The organism is Janthinobacterium sp. GW822-FHT07H11 (assembly GCF_058798615.1).
Genome location: NZ_CM179507.1, coordinates 4,605,070 through 4,621,656, shown reverse-complemented (window position 1 = coordinate 4,621,656; position 16,587 = coordinate 4,605,070). Strand labels below are relative to the sequence as shown.

Annotated in this window: 6 protein-coding genes; all 6 read left to right on the top strand. The window is 64.5% G+C overall.

The genetic code is table 11. From position 1 onward, the window contains the following. Positions 1–20 precede the first annotated feature (20 nt). Positions 21–1,757 (top strand): putative porin, encoded by a 1,737-nt coding sequence (locus tag AC3RCJ_RS20270; RefSeq protein ID WP_492964297.1) that lies wholly within the window; start codon positions 21–23, stop codon positions 1,755–1,757. Positions 1,758–1,763: 6 nt separating this feature from the next. Beyond that, positions 1,764–2,462 (top strand): hypothetical protein, encoded by a 699-nt coding sequence (locus tag AC3RCJ_RS20265; protein ID WP_492965060.1) that lies wholly within the window; start codon positions 1,764–1,766, stop codon positions 2,460–2,462. Positions 2,463–2,725: 263 nt separating this feature from the next. Next, positions 2,726–3,409, top strand: a complete 684-nt coding sequence (locus tag AC3RCJ_RS20260; RefSeq protein WP_492964295.1) for a hypothetical protein — start codon at positions 2,726–2,728, stop codon at positions 3,407–3,409. Between the two features lie 12 nt (positions 3,410–3,421). Beyond that, positions 3,422–3,928: an RNA polymerase sigma factor gene (locus AC3RCJ_RS20255; RefSeq protein ID WP_492964294.1), complete on the top strand. Its 507-nt coding sequence runs from the start codon at positions 3,422–3,424 to the stop codon at positions 3,926–3,928. A 108-nt stretch (positions 3,929–4,036) separates the two neighbouring features. Further along, positions 4,037–5,038 (top strand): FecR family protein, encoded by a 1,002-nt coding sequence (locus tag AC3RCJ_RS20250; protein ID WP_492964293.1) that lies wholly within the window; start codon positions 4,037–4,039, stop codon positions 5,036–5,038. Between the two features lie 149 nt (positions 5,039–5,187). Then, the gene (locus tag AC3RCJ_RS20245) at positions 5,188–16,527 is read left to right on the top strand and encodes a filamentous hemagglutinin family protein (protein ID WP_492965057.1); all 11,340 of its coding nucleotides are present in this window, start codon (positions 5,188–5,190) and stop codon (positions 16,525–16,527) included. Positions 16,528–16,587: the final 60 nt, after the last annotated feature.

The window sequence follows — 16,587 nt, the reverse complement described above, 5'->3', positions numbered from 1 at the left end:
CATTTTTACCGAAAGAAGCGATGAACCTCCTATTTTCTTCCCCACAGCGCCTGCGCCGCCTTCCGCTGGCGTTGGCCGCCTTCGCCCTGAGCATGGCGGCAGGCGCGGTACAGGCGCAGGCCGTCCCGGCCGACAGCACCATGGTCAAGCTGATCCGCGGCCTGATCCAGAGCGGCGCCCTGAACAAGGATGCCGGCGAAGCCCTGCTGGCGCAGGCGCAGAGCGAAGCGCTGGCCGCCGCGCAAGCGCGTCCGGCCGCCGCGCCGGCCGCCCTGGCGCAGGTGCAGCCGGGCGACGTGCGCGTGCCGTATCTGTCGCACACCGTGCGCGAGCAGATCCGCGATGAAATCAAGGGGCAGGTGCTGGCCGAGGCCAAGGCCGGCGGCTGGGCGGCGCCGAACGAGACGCCGGCCTGGACCAAGCGCATCCGCGTCGAAGGCGATGTGCGCGCGCGCTACGAATCGCGCTATTACGACATGGCCAACAGCAATATCGAGATCGACTGGCGTTCGCTCAACAGCGGCAGCGGCTACGACGTCAATGCGAACACCAACCTGGCCCTGCCGGCGCTGCTGAATACGCGCGAAGACCGCAAGCACCTGCTGCGCGCGCGTGCCCGCCTGGGCATCCTGGCCGATATTTCCGACAGCACGCAAGCGGGCATCCGCCTGGCCAGCGGCAACGACGACAGCCCGGTGTCGACCACGCAAACTCTCGGTGGCGGCCTGGGCAAGAAAAACATCTGGCTCGACCAGGCCTGGCTGTCGTACCAGCCCGCGTCCTGGCTGAAACTGACGGCGGGCCGCTTCGACAACCCATTTGTGTCCAGCGACGAACTGTTTTCCAGCGAACTCAATTTCGACGGCATCGCCGCCAAGCTGCAGCAGCCGGTGGGCGCGGCCAAGGACGTCACCGTGTTCGGTACCCTGGGCATCATTCCGCTCGAGTATTCGTCCGACAATGCGCCGAGCCGCAGCCAGGCAAAAATGTCGAGCGAAAACAAATGGCTGCTCGGCGCGCAAGTGGGCGCCTCGTGGAAGATCAATAGCGACCATCAATTGCGCGGCGCGCTGGCCTATTACAACTTCCGCAACATCAGCGGCGAGTATTCGCAGCCGTGCGCGCTGTACGCGGGCGCCGATGGCTGCAATACGGACTGGTCGCGTCCGTCGAGCATGCAGAAGGGCAATAGCTTGATGCTGCTGCGCAATATCGCGCTGAACCCGCTCGATCCGGCGAATACGCCGCAGCCGCAGTTCGTGGGCCTGGCGTCGAAGTTCCGCTTGGCCAATATCAATGCGCGCTGGGATAGCAAGGTGGCCGGCGGCACGGACTTGCGCATCGAAGGCGATTATGTGCGCAACATGGCCTACGACAAGAGCGACATGTGGGCGCGCGCCAAGGGCGGCATCATGAACAACTTCGGCGGCACGGGCGGCGTGTCGCAGGCCGATTTCAGGAGCGGCGGCAATGCCTACATGCTGCAGGCGACCCTGGGCAAGGCGAACACGCAGGCGCGCGGCGACTGGAACGTGCTGCTCGGCTACAAGCGCATCGAACCGGATGCCTTGCCTGACGCCTACAACGATTCCACCTTCCACCTGGGCGGCACGAATGCGCGCGGCTATTACCTGGGCGGCGCGTATGCGATCGACAAGAACACCTGGTTCAGCGGCCGCTGGACGTCGAGCCGCGAAGTGTTCGGTTCGGCCCTGTCGATCGACACCCTGCAGCTCGAACTGAACGCGCGTTTCTAAGGAGCCATGATGTTGATACTGAACAAAACGCGCCTGCCGGCCTTGCTGCTGATGCTGCTGGCCGGTGGCGCGGCCCAGGCGCAGGGCCAGAAGGGGCAAGGCATGGAAGAGCGTTTGCGCGCCGAGTTGCGCAATGTCACGGCGCAATTGCAGCAGACGCGCGGCGAGTTGGAATTGCTCAAAGCCAAGGGCGCGCCTGCCGCCAAGGCCGCGCCGGCTGCCGCGCCCGCCAGCGAGGGCTTGAAAAAAGAACTGGCGCGCAGCCAGTCGCAGCTGGCGCAGGAGCGCGCGCAGCGGGAAAAACTGGGCGAGCAGCAACAGCGCAGCGCCGCCGCCGCGCAAGAGGCGGCGGCCAGCCTGGCGCAGTACCGCCAGGCCGGCGAGCAGCTGGCGGCCACGGGCAAGCAGATCGAAGCGGAGCGCGCGCGCCTCGATGGCGAAGTGGCGGCGCAGCGCGGCGCGCTGGCGCGCTGCGAGAGCAAGAATGCCCAGCTGTATGCGGCCGGGCAAGACATCCTGCAAGCGTATGAAGGCCTCGACGTGCTCGGCGTCATGCAGGCGCGCCAGCCGTTCGCCGCGCAAAGCCGCGTGAAACTCGAGCAAATTGCCCAGCAGTACGGCGACCAGCTGTACCAGGGCCGCTTTGATGCGCGTCAAACCGAAACGCCGGCCGCGCCCGCGCCGGCGTCCCCCCAATCGGATTGACTGGCATTGCAGGCACGACAGCTTGAAGCAGGACAGGCGGCATGGCCATGCCACTCGCGACACGGAGTGGGGGCGCCATGCCGCCATCGCCGCACCTTCCTTGCCCGGCATGCGTGCCAGGCCCGCATCGGTATTTCCTGCCGGTTTGTCATGGCAAGGTCATATTTCTTCGATAACATGGAAAGTCTGGCAACCCGGCGTCCGCCTCGATTCCACATCCCATGCATGTACACCTCACTTAAATTGTTATGGCAAGAACGGTCATGCCCATCGCCATGTATGCATTGGTGGCCGGCATGTCGCTGCTGACGCTGGATGCTGCCGGGCAATCGCGTCCCCCGCGCCACCCGCATGCGGGCACCAGCGCGGCGGAAACGATGCAGCGCCTCGCCCATGAGAGCAGGAGCTTCGACATTCCGGCGCAACCCTTGCAATCCGCATTGAGCGCATTTGGCACGCAGACGGGTTTTTCTGGCCTGTACGGTTCGGCATCGACTGCAGGCCGCATGTCGGCTCTGGTGTCGGGAAATTACACACCGCGGGCGGCCTTGACCGTGATGCTGGAAGGTACCGGGCTGGCAGCCTACTTTACCGCCATGGATGCCTTTGTCCTGGAGCCGGCCATGGCGCCATCGTCTGTCGCCGCCGAACGCGACGCCAGCTACGACGGGCCATTGCAGGCGCAGGTAAGGGACATATTTTGCCGCGATCCCTTGACTGCGGGCGGCGGCTACCGGATCGCCCTGCGATTCCATCTGGATGCCAGGGGGCGGATCTTGCGGCCGCTGTTGCTCGACTCTACAGGCGATAGCGCGCGTGACAAGGCCATCCTCGCCGCCTTGCAGCGTGTCGACGTCGGATATGGGCCTGCCGATCTGTCAAAGCCGTTTTTCATGCTGATACTGCCGCAGGCATTGACATCTGCCCGCGCCTGCGTTGTTCATTAAAGTCAGAAAACGATGGACAAATCCGGCTTTCTTTCGCTGCGCGAGTTCCTGGCGCGCCGCTATGATGACTTGAAGCGCCGCCTCACCTTACATCTCGGCAGCGCCGACCTGGCCGGCGATGCTTTGCAGGACACCTGGTTGCGCCTGGAAAGTGGCAAAGAATCCCACGAGCCGGTACAGTATCCTTTGAGCTACCTGATGCGCATGGCAACCAATTCTGCGCTGGATCGCCTTCGCGCCGAAAAACGTTTTCTGAGCGGCGATGAAGTCGATCAGGTCTTGAATACGCTGGCCGATCCGATGCCGGGCCCGGCGCAAACTGCCGAGGCCCGTTCGGAAGCGGAACGCCTGGCACTGGTGATCCAGAAAATGCCGCTACGCCGGCGCCATATCCTGATTCTGATACGCGTGGACGAAATGCCAAGGCAGGAGGTGGCGGACCGTCTCGGTGTTTCATTGAGCCTGGTGGATCGCGAACTGAAGCGCGCACATGAGTATGTTATTGAACAGATGCAATGAATATGAAAAATACAGTGCAGTTTTCGTCCTTGAAAGACGTCTTATCGATAGACGGTCCCCTTTTCGAGCCTCCCATGCCGCTTAACATATCTGCCGGAGTCCTTCCCCGTGCGTGACGAGACGCCCGTTGCCGGCCGCCGCCCCGATGCGCTGGAGTTGCGGGCGCACGCCTGGCTGCGGCTGCTTAAGTCCGGCAATGCGCGGGTCGCCGATGCGCAAGCGGTGGCGCGCTGGTGCGCGCTCAGCGAGCGACATGCGCAGGCATTCAGGAATGCCCAGCGCATGTGGCATGACTTGTTGCCGGCCGCGACGCTGGCGGGCATGCACGATGCGCAGCTGGCGCAATTGCGCACGTCCGTGCACAGCAAGAAAATCGTCCCCATGTCACGCCGTGGCTTCCTCGGCGGCGCGGTCGCCGCCGCGGCCGTCGCCGGTGTGGCATTGCTTCGTCCTCCGCTCGACTTGTGGCCCTCTGCCGCGGATGCCTGGCAGTCGGATTACCGCACGGCAGCCGGCGAGCAGCGTGGCCTGGCACTGGCCGAGGGCGTGCAGGTCGAGATGAATACGCGCAGCAGTATTGCATTGCGGACGGCCGGCGGCGCAACAGTCGGTATTGAGCTCATGGGCGGCGAGGTTGCGGTCGATGTCGCGCGGGGCGCGCGCGATTTTGCCGTCGCTGCCGCAGGTGGCCGCACGGCGGGCCGCGCGGCGCGCTTCGAATTGCGCTATCTCGATGACGAGGTCTGCGTGACCTGCGTTGCCGGTTCTGTCAACGTCGAGGCGGCAGGCAGAACCGTCAGGCTCGAGGCGGCACAGCAGCTGGTATATGACAAGGATGCCGTCCGGCCAGTACGGCACGTCAGTCTGGCCGACGTCTCGGCCTGGCGCGATGGTGTGCTGAGTTTTCAAGACACAGCGCTTTCCCAGGTGGTCGCGGAAATCAACCGGTATCGCCCGGGGCGTGTCGTGCTGCTGGCAAAACAGATGAGCGGCCGGCCCGTCAATGGGCGTTTCAATATTCGCCACCTGGACAAGGCCATCGCACAGATTCAACGCCTGTTCGGCCTGGACGCCACGTCCTTGCCGGGCGGCGTAGTCATTCTCAAGTAAGGCAGGATAGCGACGCGAGGAGGCGATCGCGCCGCCCTCGAAATTGGTGTACAGCTTTCCGTATTGGCATTCGTCTAGATGCAAGAGCGGTCGAAATTGTTCTTCCGCAATCCTCTTTCCATCACGATCCATCACTGAAAGAATTCCCCATGCCGTCCATTTGTTTTGCACCGATGCTCCCCGCCTTGTCGCAACGTCGAGATCGCACCGAGAAACCGGCGTGGCGCATCAAGCCTTTGGCGCGAGCCATCACGCTGATGCTGGCGACGGGCGGCGCAATGAGCAACGCGTATGCGCAGCAAGCCTTCAGTGCGGCCTGGATGGCGCAGAAAGGAGCGGTACGCAGCGCCGCGGCGGCCACCGGAAGATTGCCGAATGGCATGGCCGTCATGTCCCCGAACGGCGCCGCGCCGCAGCAGCAGGGCACGCAGCAGCAACAGCAACGTGCGTTCGCCAATCTTACCTTGGCAGCACGCAATGTCGCCGCGCAGCAGGCGGCGCAAGCGGCCGCGCGTCTCGCCGCCGCCGGCACCGGCGCCAGGCCGGACGGCTTGGCGGAAGGTGGGCTGAAGGTCGACGCCAACAGTCTCACGGCCGGCTGGCTCAATGCGAACGCTCCCACGCAGACCGCAGTCGGCGGCAAGACCGTCGTCGAGATCAGGCAGACGGACGACAAAGCCATCCTGAACTGGGAAACATTCAATGTCGGCAAAAACACCATCGTCAATTTCAACCAGAAGGGCGGCAGCAAGGCGGACGGCAGCAACAACTGGATCGCCCTGAACCGCATCAACGATCCCAGTGGCAAGCCCAGCGAGATCGCGGGGCAGATCAAGGCCGACGGTTCGGTGTACATCATCAACCGCAACGGCATCATCTTTAACGGCAATAGCCAGGTGAATACGCGCACCTTGGTGGCCAGTACGCTGCGCCTGAGCGACCAGCAATTCAAGCTGGGTATTAACAATGCGCAGACCTTGGCCAACCAGGGCAATGATTTCCCTGTTCCCCAGTTCGGAGAATTTACCACCCAGAAACCATCGATATATGGCGCCTCAGGCTATGTTGCCGGGAACGGCAGCGTTCCAGACCAGCTGGGCCTGGTGGACCGGTTCGACCCCGGCACGGCGCCTGGGGAGCTCAGGGTGGAGGCGGGGGCGCGCATTGATGCCGAGCATGGCGGCAAGATCATGCTGTTCGCGCCCAAGGTCAGGAATGCCGGCTACATCTCGGCGCCCGATGGCCAGGTCATCCTGGCCGCCGGCGAAAACGTCTATCTGAAGACGCCGTCCACACTCGACCCGAATGCCGTGCGCGGCCTCGACGTCGCGGTATCGGCGGTCCCTGGCTGGGTATTTACGGGCGGACAGATGCAGGCTGCGCTGGGCTTGGGCACCGCGTATGCGGATTTCAATTATGTCGCAGGCATCCGCGACGTGGTCTTGCCGGAAATGGCCGCGCGCGCCAAGGCGGTCGCTTATGAAGTGAGCAATACCGGCACGGTGCGGGCCGACCGCGGCAACGTCACGCTGCAGGCGCAAGACGTGCGCCAGGACGGTGTGCTGATGTCGACCACCGCATTGAACAACCGCAATGGTTCTATCCTGTTGCGGGCCTGGGGCCTGGGCACGCATATGTACGCCGATGGCATTGACGACCTGTACAACTGGTCGGCCGGCACCTTGACGCTGGGCCGCGGCAGTGTGACCCAAATTTTGCCGGATACGTCGGACAAGAGTGACATCGAAGCTTCGGCCCTTGCCACGCGCTACCAGCCAGGCTGGGTGGGCATGTATGGGCAATTGATCGATCTCAAACCGCAGGCAGGCGTCGTTGTTCCTGCCGGCAAGATCAACATGGAATCGGCCGTCAATCCGACCTTTACCCAGCAGGCCTGGCGCAAAGGGAGTGTGGGCGACGCCAGCCGCATCTATCTCGACGGCGATGCCTACCTGAGCGTGGCTGGCTTGCAAGACATGCTGGTGTCCATGTCGCGCAACTTCATCGAAGCGGAGTTGCGGACCAATGAATTGCGTGATTCGCCACTGTTGCTGGACTCCTGGCTACGCGGCAAAAAAGTGATAGTCGACCGCCGCGAACACGGCGTGTTCGACACTGCGCCGATGGCCGGCGTGAAGTGGGTGCAGAAAAAAGATGCGAATGGGCAATTAGTGTACATGCCCGGCGAATGGGTAGGCACGCCGCTGGGCGACATGGCAGGCTGGGTTGGGGTCGGCAAGACCGACCTGAATGAACTGTCGGCGGATGCCGGAAAAATCATGCTGCGTGCCGGTGGCGCCGTCATTACGCGCGGCGGCTCGATGATCGACGTATCGGGTGGCTCGATCCGTTATGCCGACGGCGTCAACACCGCCACCAGGCTCCTGGGAGCCGATGGCCGTCTGTATGCGATGGATCAAGCCATGCCCGATATCGACTACGTCGGTATCGCCGGCAATTTCACGCGCAAGAGCGCGCGCTGGGGGAAGGCGGAAACCTGGCGAAATCCCTTGATTGGCGGCAACCGGCTGGAAGCCGGCTATACGGAGGGGCGCAAGGCCGGCGAGGTGCAGATCTTTGCCGGTGATGCCATGGTGCTCGAAGGCGAGCTGTGGGGTGGCGTGGTGGTGGGCGAGCGCCAGCGGCAGGCAACTGGCGGCAACACGGGCGGCAAGCTGGAACTGGGCGGTGGCAGCGTGGAAGACCGCCCCTGGTCGCCGGGCACCATCATCGTCAGCCATGACCCGCAACGCCTCGCTAGTGCATTCGACGCCACTACGGTGCTGGGTTCGGACTTCTATCTTCCCGACAACCCGGCCAGGCCGCAATCAAAAAAACTGAGCCATCTCTCCGACGGCATGCTGAGCAATTCAGGCATGGGGCAGCTCAATTTCAACATCATTCGCGGCGACTTTGAATTGGCCAGCGGCGCCAATCTGGCATTCATGCCCGGCACCGCGCTGTATGTTTCCGGTGCCGATGGGTCGACCGGCAATATCCGCATCAAGGGCATGATCCGTTCCGCCAACGGCTCCATCGGCCTCGATTCCGCCAACGGACAACTGGACATCGGCGCCCAGGGCGGACTGGATGTGTCCGGACAATGGATCAATGCATGGCGGGACGGCATGCCGGCAGGTCCATGGGCCATGCATGGCGGCGCCATCAGGCTCAATGTCGGCAACATGACGGCGCAAGGGGAGGCGCTACTCGATGTCTCCGGCGGCGGCCGCGCGGACGCTGGCAAGCATGGCTTGTCGACTTTGCGCGTGGGAAATGCCGGCTCCGTCACCCTGGTCGGGGTGACGCCGGAGATGGACCTGGCGGCACTGAATCTGCGTGCGTATGCAGCCGGCTCATCCGGCAGCCTGTTCCTTGAAACGGCTTCCTCGGTGCAACTGGGTGGAGCGGCGGACGCGCCGGGAGTGGTGCTGCTGCCGGCCAGCCTGTATGCCGATCGCGGTTTCGGCCATGTCTCTGTCACCACGCGCGGCTCCGGCAATATTGCGGTGCCGGACGGCGTGACGGTGGCGCAGCAGGCAGCCGGCATCGACTTGACTTCGTTCGCCTACCGCGATGTCGCGACCGGCCGCAGCCTGGCCGAGGTGGCGCCGATCACGGTGCTGCGACAGGAAGAGCGGCTGCAGCGCAAGCCGGGCGGCCTGGCCTTGTCGACGGAGATCGGCGCCATCAGCGTGGGCAAGGACGCGGCGGTCATTGCCGATACCGGCGGGCGGTTGCAGTTCGGTGCCGGCGGCGCCGGCGGTGCGCTGCAGGTACTGGGCCGCCTGGAAGCCCCGGCGGGCAGTATCGAACTCAGTGGCGCCAGCGTCGCACTGGGCGCGGATGCGCAATTGCTGGCGCGTGGCGTGGCGTCGATCCATGCGGACAAGTCCGGGCATCCGCAGGGCGAGGTCAGGTCCGGCGGCGTGATCGATATCCGCGGCGCGGAGGTGACACTGGCAGCCGGTTCGCTGCTTGACGTGTCGGGCGCCCATGGGGAGATCGAGCGGGCCGAGGCGGGCAAGGCGCCGGGACAGCGGACCTATGCCAAACTCGGGCTGGCGAGTGACGGCGGGTCGATCCGCGTGCATGGCGCAGGGCTGATGGCCGGCACGCTGGCGGGCCAGGCCGGTGGCGCTGGCGCCCAGGGCGGCACCCTGGCCATTACGCATGCGTCGTCGGCGACTGGCGCCAATCTGGCGGAGCGCGTACGTGCCTATTTTTGCATGGCAGCCGGTCTCTGTAGCGCCGATAAAATCATCGGCTTCGATTTTGCCACGATGGTGGACCCGAGTTTGCCTCCCCTGGTCATCAGCAAGGCGCTGTACGAGCATTTAGGCTCGGCATCCCGGCTCTCCCTTGCCGTGACTGCCACTGGCGCGGCCTCCGGAGGGCAGGGCACGCCTATCGATTACGCGGCCTTTGGCATGAATGATGCGGTGCTGGATTTGTTCCGCGACTATGTCGGCCTGGATTTGCGGTCCTTGACGCCGGTCAATTCGCTCATGGTGGTGCGGCCGGCTTCGTTTTCCCGGGGCGGCTTTGCCAATCTCGGCCTGGCCTCTGCCGGCGCCGTGGAACTGGGTGACGTGCAGCTTGCCGCGGCCACGAGCATCATGCTCGACGGCACGCTGCGCCATGCCGTCGGGGAGTCGGGCCATGCCAGCCTGACAGCGGCGTATATCGGACTCAAACAGACGGCGGCGGCCGCCGCGCCGGCCGCAAGCGCACGGCGCACGGGCAGCCTGACATTGAACGCGGACCTCATCGATGTCATCGGTGGCCAGAGCGGCGCCGCCGGCATCGCCGGGCCGGCCAGTATTCGTGGCTTTGCCCGGACGGCATTGCATGCGCCGGAGTTGCGTTTCAGCGCCGCGAGCGCCCCGGTCGATGCCGGTGCCAGCCATGCCGTGCTGGACGTCGATGGCGCGCTGAACATCGCCGCCGGGCAGATCTATCCATCCATGGCGGTGCATGCCAAAATCCTGTCCGGTGAAGCGATTGCCGTGGAGCGCCTGGGCAGCGCAGCGAGCCTGCCATGGTCGGCGGGAGGCACATTGCGACTGGAGGCGCCCGTCATTGAACAGAATGGGGTCTTGCGCGCCCCCTTCGGCCAGATCGAATTGATCGCCAGCAATCAACTGACACTCGGTGCCGGCAGCGTCACCTCCGTCTCCGGTGCCGGGTTGATGGTGCCGTATGGCACCTTGTCCAACAACGAGCACTGGCAGGACCCGACCCGGCCGGCCGATGCCAGCAATCCGGCCACCGGTTCGCTCACATCGCCGCCCGAGAAGCGCATCAGCATGACTGCACCGGACATCGACCTGGCCCAGGGCGCCGTCGTCGACATTCGCGGTGGCGGCGATCTGTATGCCTGGGAGTTCGTTCCCGGCCCAGGCGGTTCCCACGATATCCTCAACATGCCCGGCATGTATGCCGTGATGCCGGGCCAGCAGGCAACGGCACCGGTTGCCGGCCTGGCATCGGGCAGCCGCATCTGGCTGGCCGGCGGCCCCGGCCTGGCAGCCGGCTGGTATGCCTTGCTGCCGGCGCGTTACGCCTTGCTGCCGGGCGCTTTTGCGGTCCAGTCGACAGGCAATGCATGGACCGGCCCGGTCGCGCCGGGCTTTGCCACGCCCGAGGGGCACCTCATCATGCAAGGCAGGAGCGGCAATGTGTACGGCGGCAGCGCGGACACGCAAGCATCGGCATGGCGCGTCATGTCCGGCAGCACGCTGCGCAAATACAGCGAATACAACGAGGCCTTTTCCAATCAATTCTTTTCGTCGGACGCCTTCAGGCTCACGCAATACCGCCTGACTGGCCAGGACATCGTCACGCCGCGCCTGGCGCGCGACGGCGGCGGCGTCGTCTTTGATGCCAGCGATCGCCTGACGCTCCATGGCAGCCTGCTGTCGCAGGCAGACAAGGATGGACGGGGCGGCCTGGTCGATATCGCCGGCAAGAAGATCGCCATCGTGGGGGCCGGGCAGGATGCCGGCACGCTGCAGGCGCAGGGCTACCTGGTCATCGATGCCGCGGGGCTGTCGAATTTCGGCGCCGGCAGCTTGCTCATAGGCGGCACGCGCAAGGGTGATCTGCTGGGCACGCAGGTCAATGTCACCGCCAGCAATATCGTCGTGCGCAATGGCGCCGGTTCGGAACTGCTTGGCCCGGAAATCATCCTGGCCGCCAGCGAGCAGGTCGCCATCGATGCCGGCAGTCTGGTCAGTTCCAAAGGCAGCGCCAGCAGCAGTGGCAATCTGATCGTCAAGCCCATGCAGGCCGCGGTCTATACGGACCCGGACGGCAATCTCGACGATAACTACGATGGCGTGATCGATGCGAAGGATGCCAAGGACGACGTGCTGACCACGCCGGCCAAGGACTGGGGCGCCCTGGTGCGCGTCGCCAATGGCGAGGCCATCAAAGTGATGCGCCAGAATGTCGATACCACGCGGGGCGGCCTGCTGACTGTCGGCGCCGGCGCGGCACTCAATGGCGGCGGCGCCCTGCTGCTTGACGCCACGGGTGAAACCGATCTGGCCGCCTCCGCCCGCCTGTCCGGCAGCCACCTGTCGGTGGCGGCCGGCCGCATCGGCTTTGGCGGCGGTAGCGGCCTGGTGCTCGACAGCGCCGCCCTGGCGCAACTGGCCGATTCCAAGCACCTGACCTTTCGCAGCTATTCCAGCTTTGATTTCCATCAATCGCTCGACCTCGGCGCGGCAGGCCTGGCCACGCTGACATTCGATGGCGCGGCATTTGCCGGCCATGGCGGCGATATCACCGTCAAGGGCGACTCCATCGCGCTGGAGAACAGTGGCGCCAATCTGGCCGCGGCAGGCAAGGGCGGCGGCACACTGAAACTCGACGCCGGGACCCTGATCCTTGGCGCAGGCCAGAAGAGCTTTGCCGGATTCAATGCCATCGCCCTGGGCGGTCGCGAGCAGATCGTCGGCGCCGCGAAAGGCGGCATCGATACCGGCGCCATCGCCCTGACCTTGAGCACGCCGCTGCTGACTGGCCGCGACGGAGCGGCGCAAAGCATCAGCACCGGCGGCGCATTGCAGGTGCTGGCAACGGCCGGGGGCAATCCGGCACAACAGCATCTGCAGGACAGCCTCGGTTCGCGCCTGAGCCTGTCCGGCGCCAGCGTCCTGTTCGGCGGTCGCGCCGTTGCGCTGGGCGGCAGCATCGACATGACGGCCACCGGCGGCGATCTGATTCTTGCCGATACCGCACAAGTCGATGTCGGCGGCTATGCCAAGCAATTCTTCGATGTGGCCGAATACGCCGATGCCGGCAACATCAAGCTGTCGGCGGTGGGCGGCGATGTACGCCTCAACCGGGGCAGCAGCCTCCATCTGGCGGCGCACAAGCTGGGCGGCAATGCGGGCGCCCTGCATATCGCCGCAGCCAATGGCGGTACCGTCGTGCTCGATGGCAGCATACGCGCCCAGGCCGGCGGTAGCGGCGGCACGGCTGGCAAAGCGGGTTCTTTTTCGCTCGATATTGCCGAATTGAGCGATTTCGCCGGCTTCAGCCAACGCCTCAATGATGCCGGCATGAATCGTTCACGCCAGTTCCGCATCCGCCAGGGTGACATCCGGCTCGATGGCACGACCACGGTGGAAAACTTCGGTCTCAGCGCTGATCAGGGCAGTATCAGCGTCAGCGGCACCATTGACGCCCGGGCCGCGTATGGCGGCGCGATCCGCATCACCGGCGGCGACGGCGTGACGCTGAGCCCCGGCGCGCAATTGCTGGCGGGCGCCACCGGTGAACTCGGCACTGGCCGCGTCACCGTCGAAGCGACGGGCGGCCAGCTGAACCTGCAAGGCGGCACCATCGATGTCGCCGGTAACGAAGGCGGCAAGGTCAGGTTGCGTGCGCAACAGCATGCCGCGCACAACGATCTCAATGCCACGGCACTGAACGCCAGCATCGTCGGCGCCCGTTCCGCGGTGCTCGAAGGTGTCGCCACCTACAACGTGGCCGACTACGACGGCAGCACGGTCGATTCCGTCAAGGCGGCCGCGGTCGCCGATGCTGCCCGCTTCAACGCTGCCGCGCCTGCCGTCGCAAACAGGCTCGGCAGCCACATCGCCGTCACGTCCGGCATTGTCATCGAAAGTGCGGGCGACCTGAGCATGAACGGCGACTGGAATCTGCACGAAGACTTTGCGACCGCGCGCCAAGGCTCGCTGACCTTGCGGGCCGGCGGCAACCTGAGCGTCAAAGGTCATTTGAGCGATGGTTTCGACCATGCCGACCGCAGCGGCAAACTGCAGGAAGGTGCTTCGTGGAATCTGCGCCTCGTCGCAGGTGCCGACCTGGACTCTGCCAATACACTGACAGTGAAACCGCTGGCGGCACAAGGCATGGGGAGCGGCAGCATCATCATCGGTACTGCCGACAGCAATCCGGATGCGGCGATCGACAATGGCGCGGGGAAACTGATACGCACCGGTAGCGGCGACCTGGAAGTGCGGGCAGGCAGGGATCTGACGCTGGCGCACAAGGAATCGGCGATCTATACGGCAGGCCGCAAGGACATGACGACGTGGGCCGACTTCACGACGGCGAATGCGGGTGCGGCCTACGGTATCGAAGGCGGCAATCTCGATATCGGCGCGCAGGGCAGCATGACGGCGCAGCCCGCCGGGCAGCGCTTCACCGAGTGGCTGAACCGGCAGGGGGCCTTGAACAAACAGCGTTACTTTGGCGAGTACGAAAGCAATGTCTATGGCATGCGGCCGGATGGCAGCTATGGGCCTTTGATGTTGCCGCCTGAACAATCGAGCTGGTGGGTCAATTATGCTACCTTCCAGCAAGGCGTGGGCGCCCTCGGGGGTGGCAATGTCAGCGTCAGCGCCGGTGGCGACCTGAACAATCTGGTGGTGGTGCTGCCGACGACGATGCGCATGCGCGGCGGCCTTGCCGCCGGCGAAGCGATGACGATGGAAACGCGCAATGGCGGCAGCATGAACGTCGAAGCCGGCGGTGTCATCCGTGGCGGCCAATATTACATTGCGCGGGGCACGGGCGATATCAAGGCCGGTGAAACCGCTGTCGGCAATAGCGTTTCCGTCGTCTGGAATGATGGTGAGCCTGATCGCCGCGACTTTACATTTTCCGTCGCGCCCATACTGGCGCTCGGCGACGCCACGCTGAATGTCCGCACAGCCGGCGATCTGCGCCTGCAAACCGTGATCGATCCGCTGCTTGTCCGCTATGGCGACGATGGCACGGGGACGCTGCCGAAGATGGATTACGCCGCCTACATGAGCGGCTATACCGACCGGACCGCGCTCAAGCTGGTTTCCACCGGTGGGGACATCACCTTCGTCAATCAGGTCGATTTTGTGTTTCACGACGTGTCCTTGAAGCCTAGCCATACTGCTCAGAATAATTTGATTGGTCATGGCGGCAATCGTTTCCCCGCCCGCCTGGCAGCGTTTGCGCTCAACGGCAGTCTGGAAATACAAGGGCCGCTGAGGGGCATGGCCGGCAGCACGAATGACGTGCAATTGATCGCGCAAGACGACATACGTTTTGCGACGCAAAATCGCGACGAACTGAGAGAATTGCGTATATATGGCGATGTCGAGGCACAAGTGGTCATGCCCTATGCGACACCTGGCATGATGCCTTCCCCTTTCATGCCGGGCAGCATCAGCCAGATTGCCATGGATGCCTTGCTTGCGAATCAGATCGACGCGCCGAACGCGTCGTATTTCCACGATCCCTACATGCGTGCCCTGAGCAATCCTGAGGTGTTGCCCCTGGCGCGCGACTTTGCGCCCAGCCGTATCTATGCGGGAGCCGGTTCCATCCTGGGACTGGACGTGACGGCGAATGAACAGACATGGATACGCGCGGGCCTGGATATCCGCGGGATGCGGCTCCATGCGCGCAATGTACGGCCGAGCGATGTGACCTTGCTGGAAGCCGGCAACGATATCCTCGCGATGACGAATGTCCGGGCCGCGATCAGCAACCAGATCGGCGATACCGGCAGCATCGCCGTGCAGGGGCCGGGCGCCCTGACCTTGTCCGCCGGGCGCGACGTCTATGCGGATAAATTGAAGATTCAAACCCTGGCGAACCAGCGCTACACCGATGCGGACAATCGGCCGATGGCGGAAACGCAGATCAATGGCCTGCCATCCCAGGGCGCGTCGATCACGCTGATGGCGGGCATGCACGGCGCTACCGGCTACGAGGCCTTTGCCAGCGCCTACCTCGACCCATCCAGGGTCGCCGCCATGCCGGAGTACCTGAAAGCCGCGGCGGCCGATGGCGGCGTGCTGCCGCTGTACCTGACCGACAGCATCGAAACGCGGGCCGGCGGGCAGCAGAAAGTCACCCGCCGTGGTCTGGTTTCCTACATGAAGGACATGACAGGGCAAGACCTGGCGCCCGTCGAGGCCTGGACGCGCTTCCAGGCCTTGCCCCAGTTGGCGCAACAGCAATTCCTGCGCCAGGTCTACCTGCTGGAGTTGCGCGAGGCCGGCCGCGATCAAGGTGAACCCGGCGTCAACGGGGTGCCGCGCAACGGCGGCTACAACCGCGGCTACCAGGCCATCGCCACCCTGTTCCCGGGCGATGGCTGGAAAGGCAATGTTTCAGCCAATAACATGATGCTACGCACCATGTCCGGTGGCGACATCAACGTCCTCACGCCCGGCGGCGGGGTGCAAGTCGCATCGCTGGGAGCGGCCGTGCCGGCCGGTTACGGCCTGGTGACGCTGGGCTCGGGCCACATCAACGTGTTTGCCAAGGACGATGTCGTCGTCAACCAGTCGCGTATTCTGTCTTTCGTCCCGGAAACCACGCTGCGTGGCAGCGACCAGATCATCTGGTCCAGCCGGGGCGGCATCGATGCCGGCCGCGGCTCGAAGACGGTACGGGTACCCTCGGCACCGGAGGTCGTCACCGATGTCGATGGCCGCACCATCGTTCGCGAAAAATCGGACATGAGCGGCAGCGGTATCGGTACCGTAGGCGATGGCGACGTCGACCTGGTCGCACCGGAAGGCGTCATCAATGCGGGGGATGCCGGCATCCGTGTTGCCGGCAACCTCAACATCATGGCCTTGCAGGTGCTCAATGCAGACAACATCAAGGTCAAGGGGGAAGCCAAAGGCTTGCCACCGCCTGCCTCGGTGAACGTCGGCGCCTTGGCCAATGCCAGTGCGGCGGCATCGCAGGCCGTGGCGGCGGCACAGGACGTGGTGCAGCGCGATCGCAACGACGCCCGCAGAAACCTGCCGTCGATCTTTTCGGTACGCATACTGGGCTTTGGGAATGACATGTTGCCGGCGAACGGCAATGTTGACGCGGCGCCATCGCATGGCTCGCTGCAGGGGCGCGCGCCATACGATGCGAATAGCGCGTTTCAGGTCCTGGGGCAGGGCGAGCTGAGTCCTGCGCAGCTGGCGCGGCTGACGCCGGCCGAGCAGCGTCAGATCAGAAAATAGGCGGGCGTATGACATTTTCGTGACAAACGGCATACGCGGGCGGCAAATCCCGTCTGTAGC

What these genes read in the sequence shown, in the direction of transcription:
- AC3RCJ_RS20270 (WP_492964297.1), top strand. Translation starts at nt 21, where the DNA reads ATGAACCTCCTATTTTCTTCCCCACAGCGCCTGCGCCGCCTTCCGCTG.
- AC3RCJ_RS20265 (WP_492965060.1), top strand. Translation starts at nt 1,764, where the DNA reads ATGATGTTGATACTGAACAAAACGCGCCTGCCGGCCTTGCTGCTGATG.
- AC3RCJ_RS20255 (WP_492964294.1), top strand. Translation starts at nt 3,422, where the DNA reads ATGGACAAATCCGGCTTTCTTTCGCTGCGCGAGTTCCTGGCGCGCCGC.
- AC3RCJ_RS20245 (WP_492965057.1), top strand. Translation starts at nt 5,188, where the DNA reads ATGCCGTCCATTTGTTTTGCACCGATGCTCCCCGCCTTGTCGCAACGT.
- AC3RCJ_RS20260 (WP_492964295.1), top strand. Translation starts at nt 2,726, where the DNA reads ATGCCCATCGCCATGTATGCATTGGTGGCCGGCATGTCGCTGCTGACG.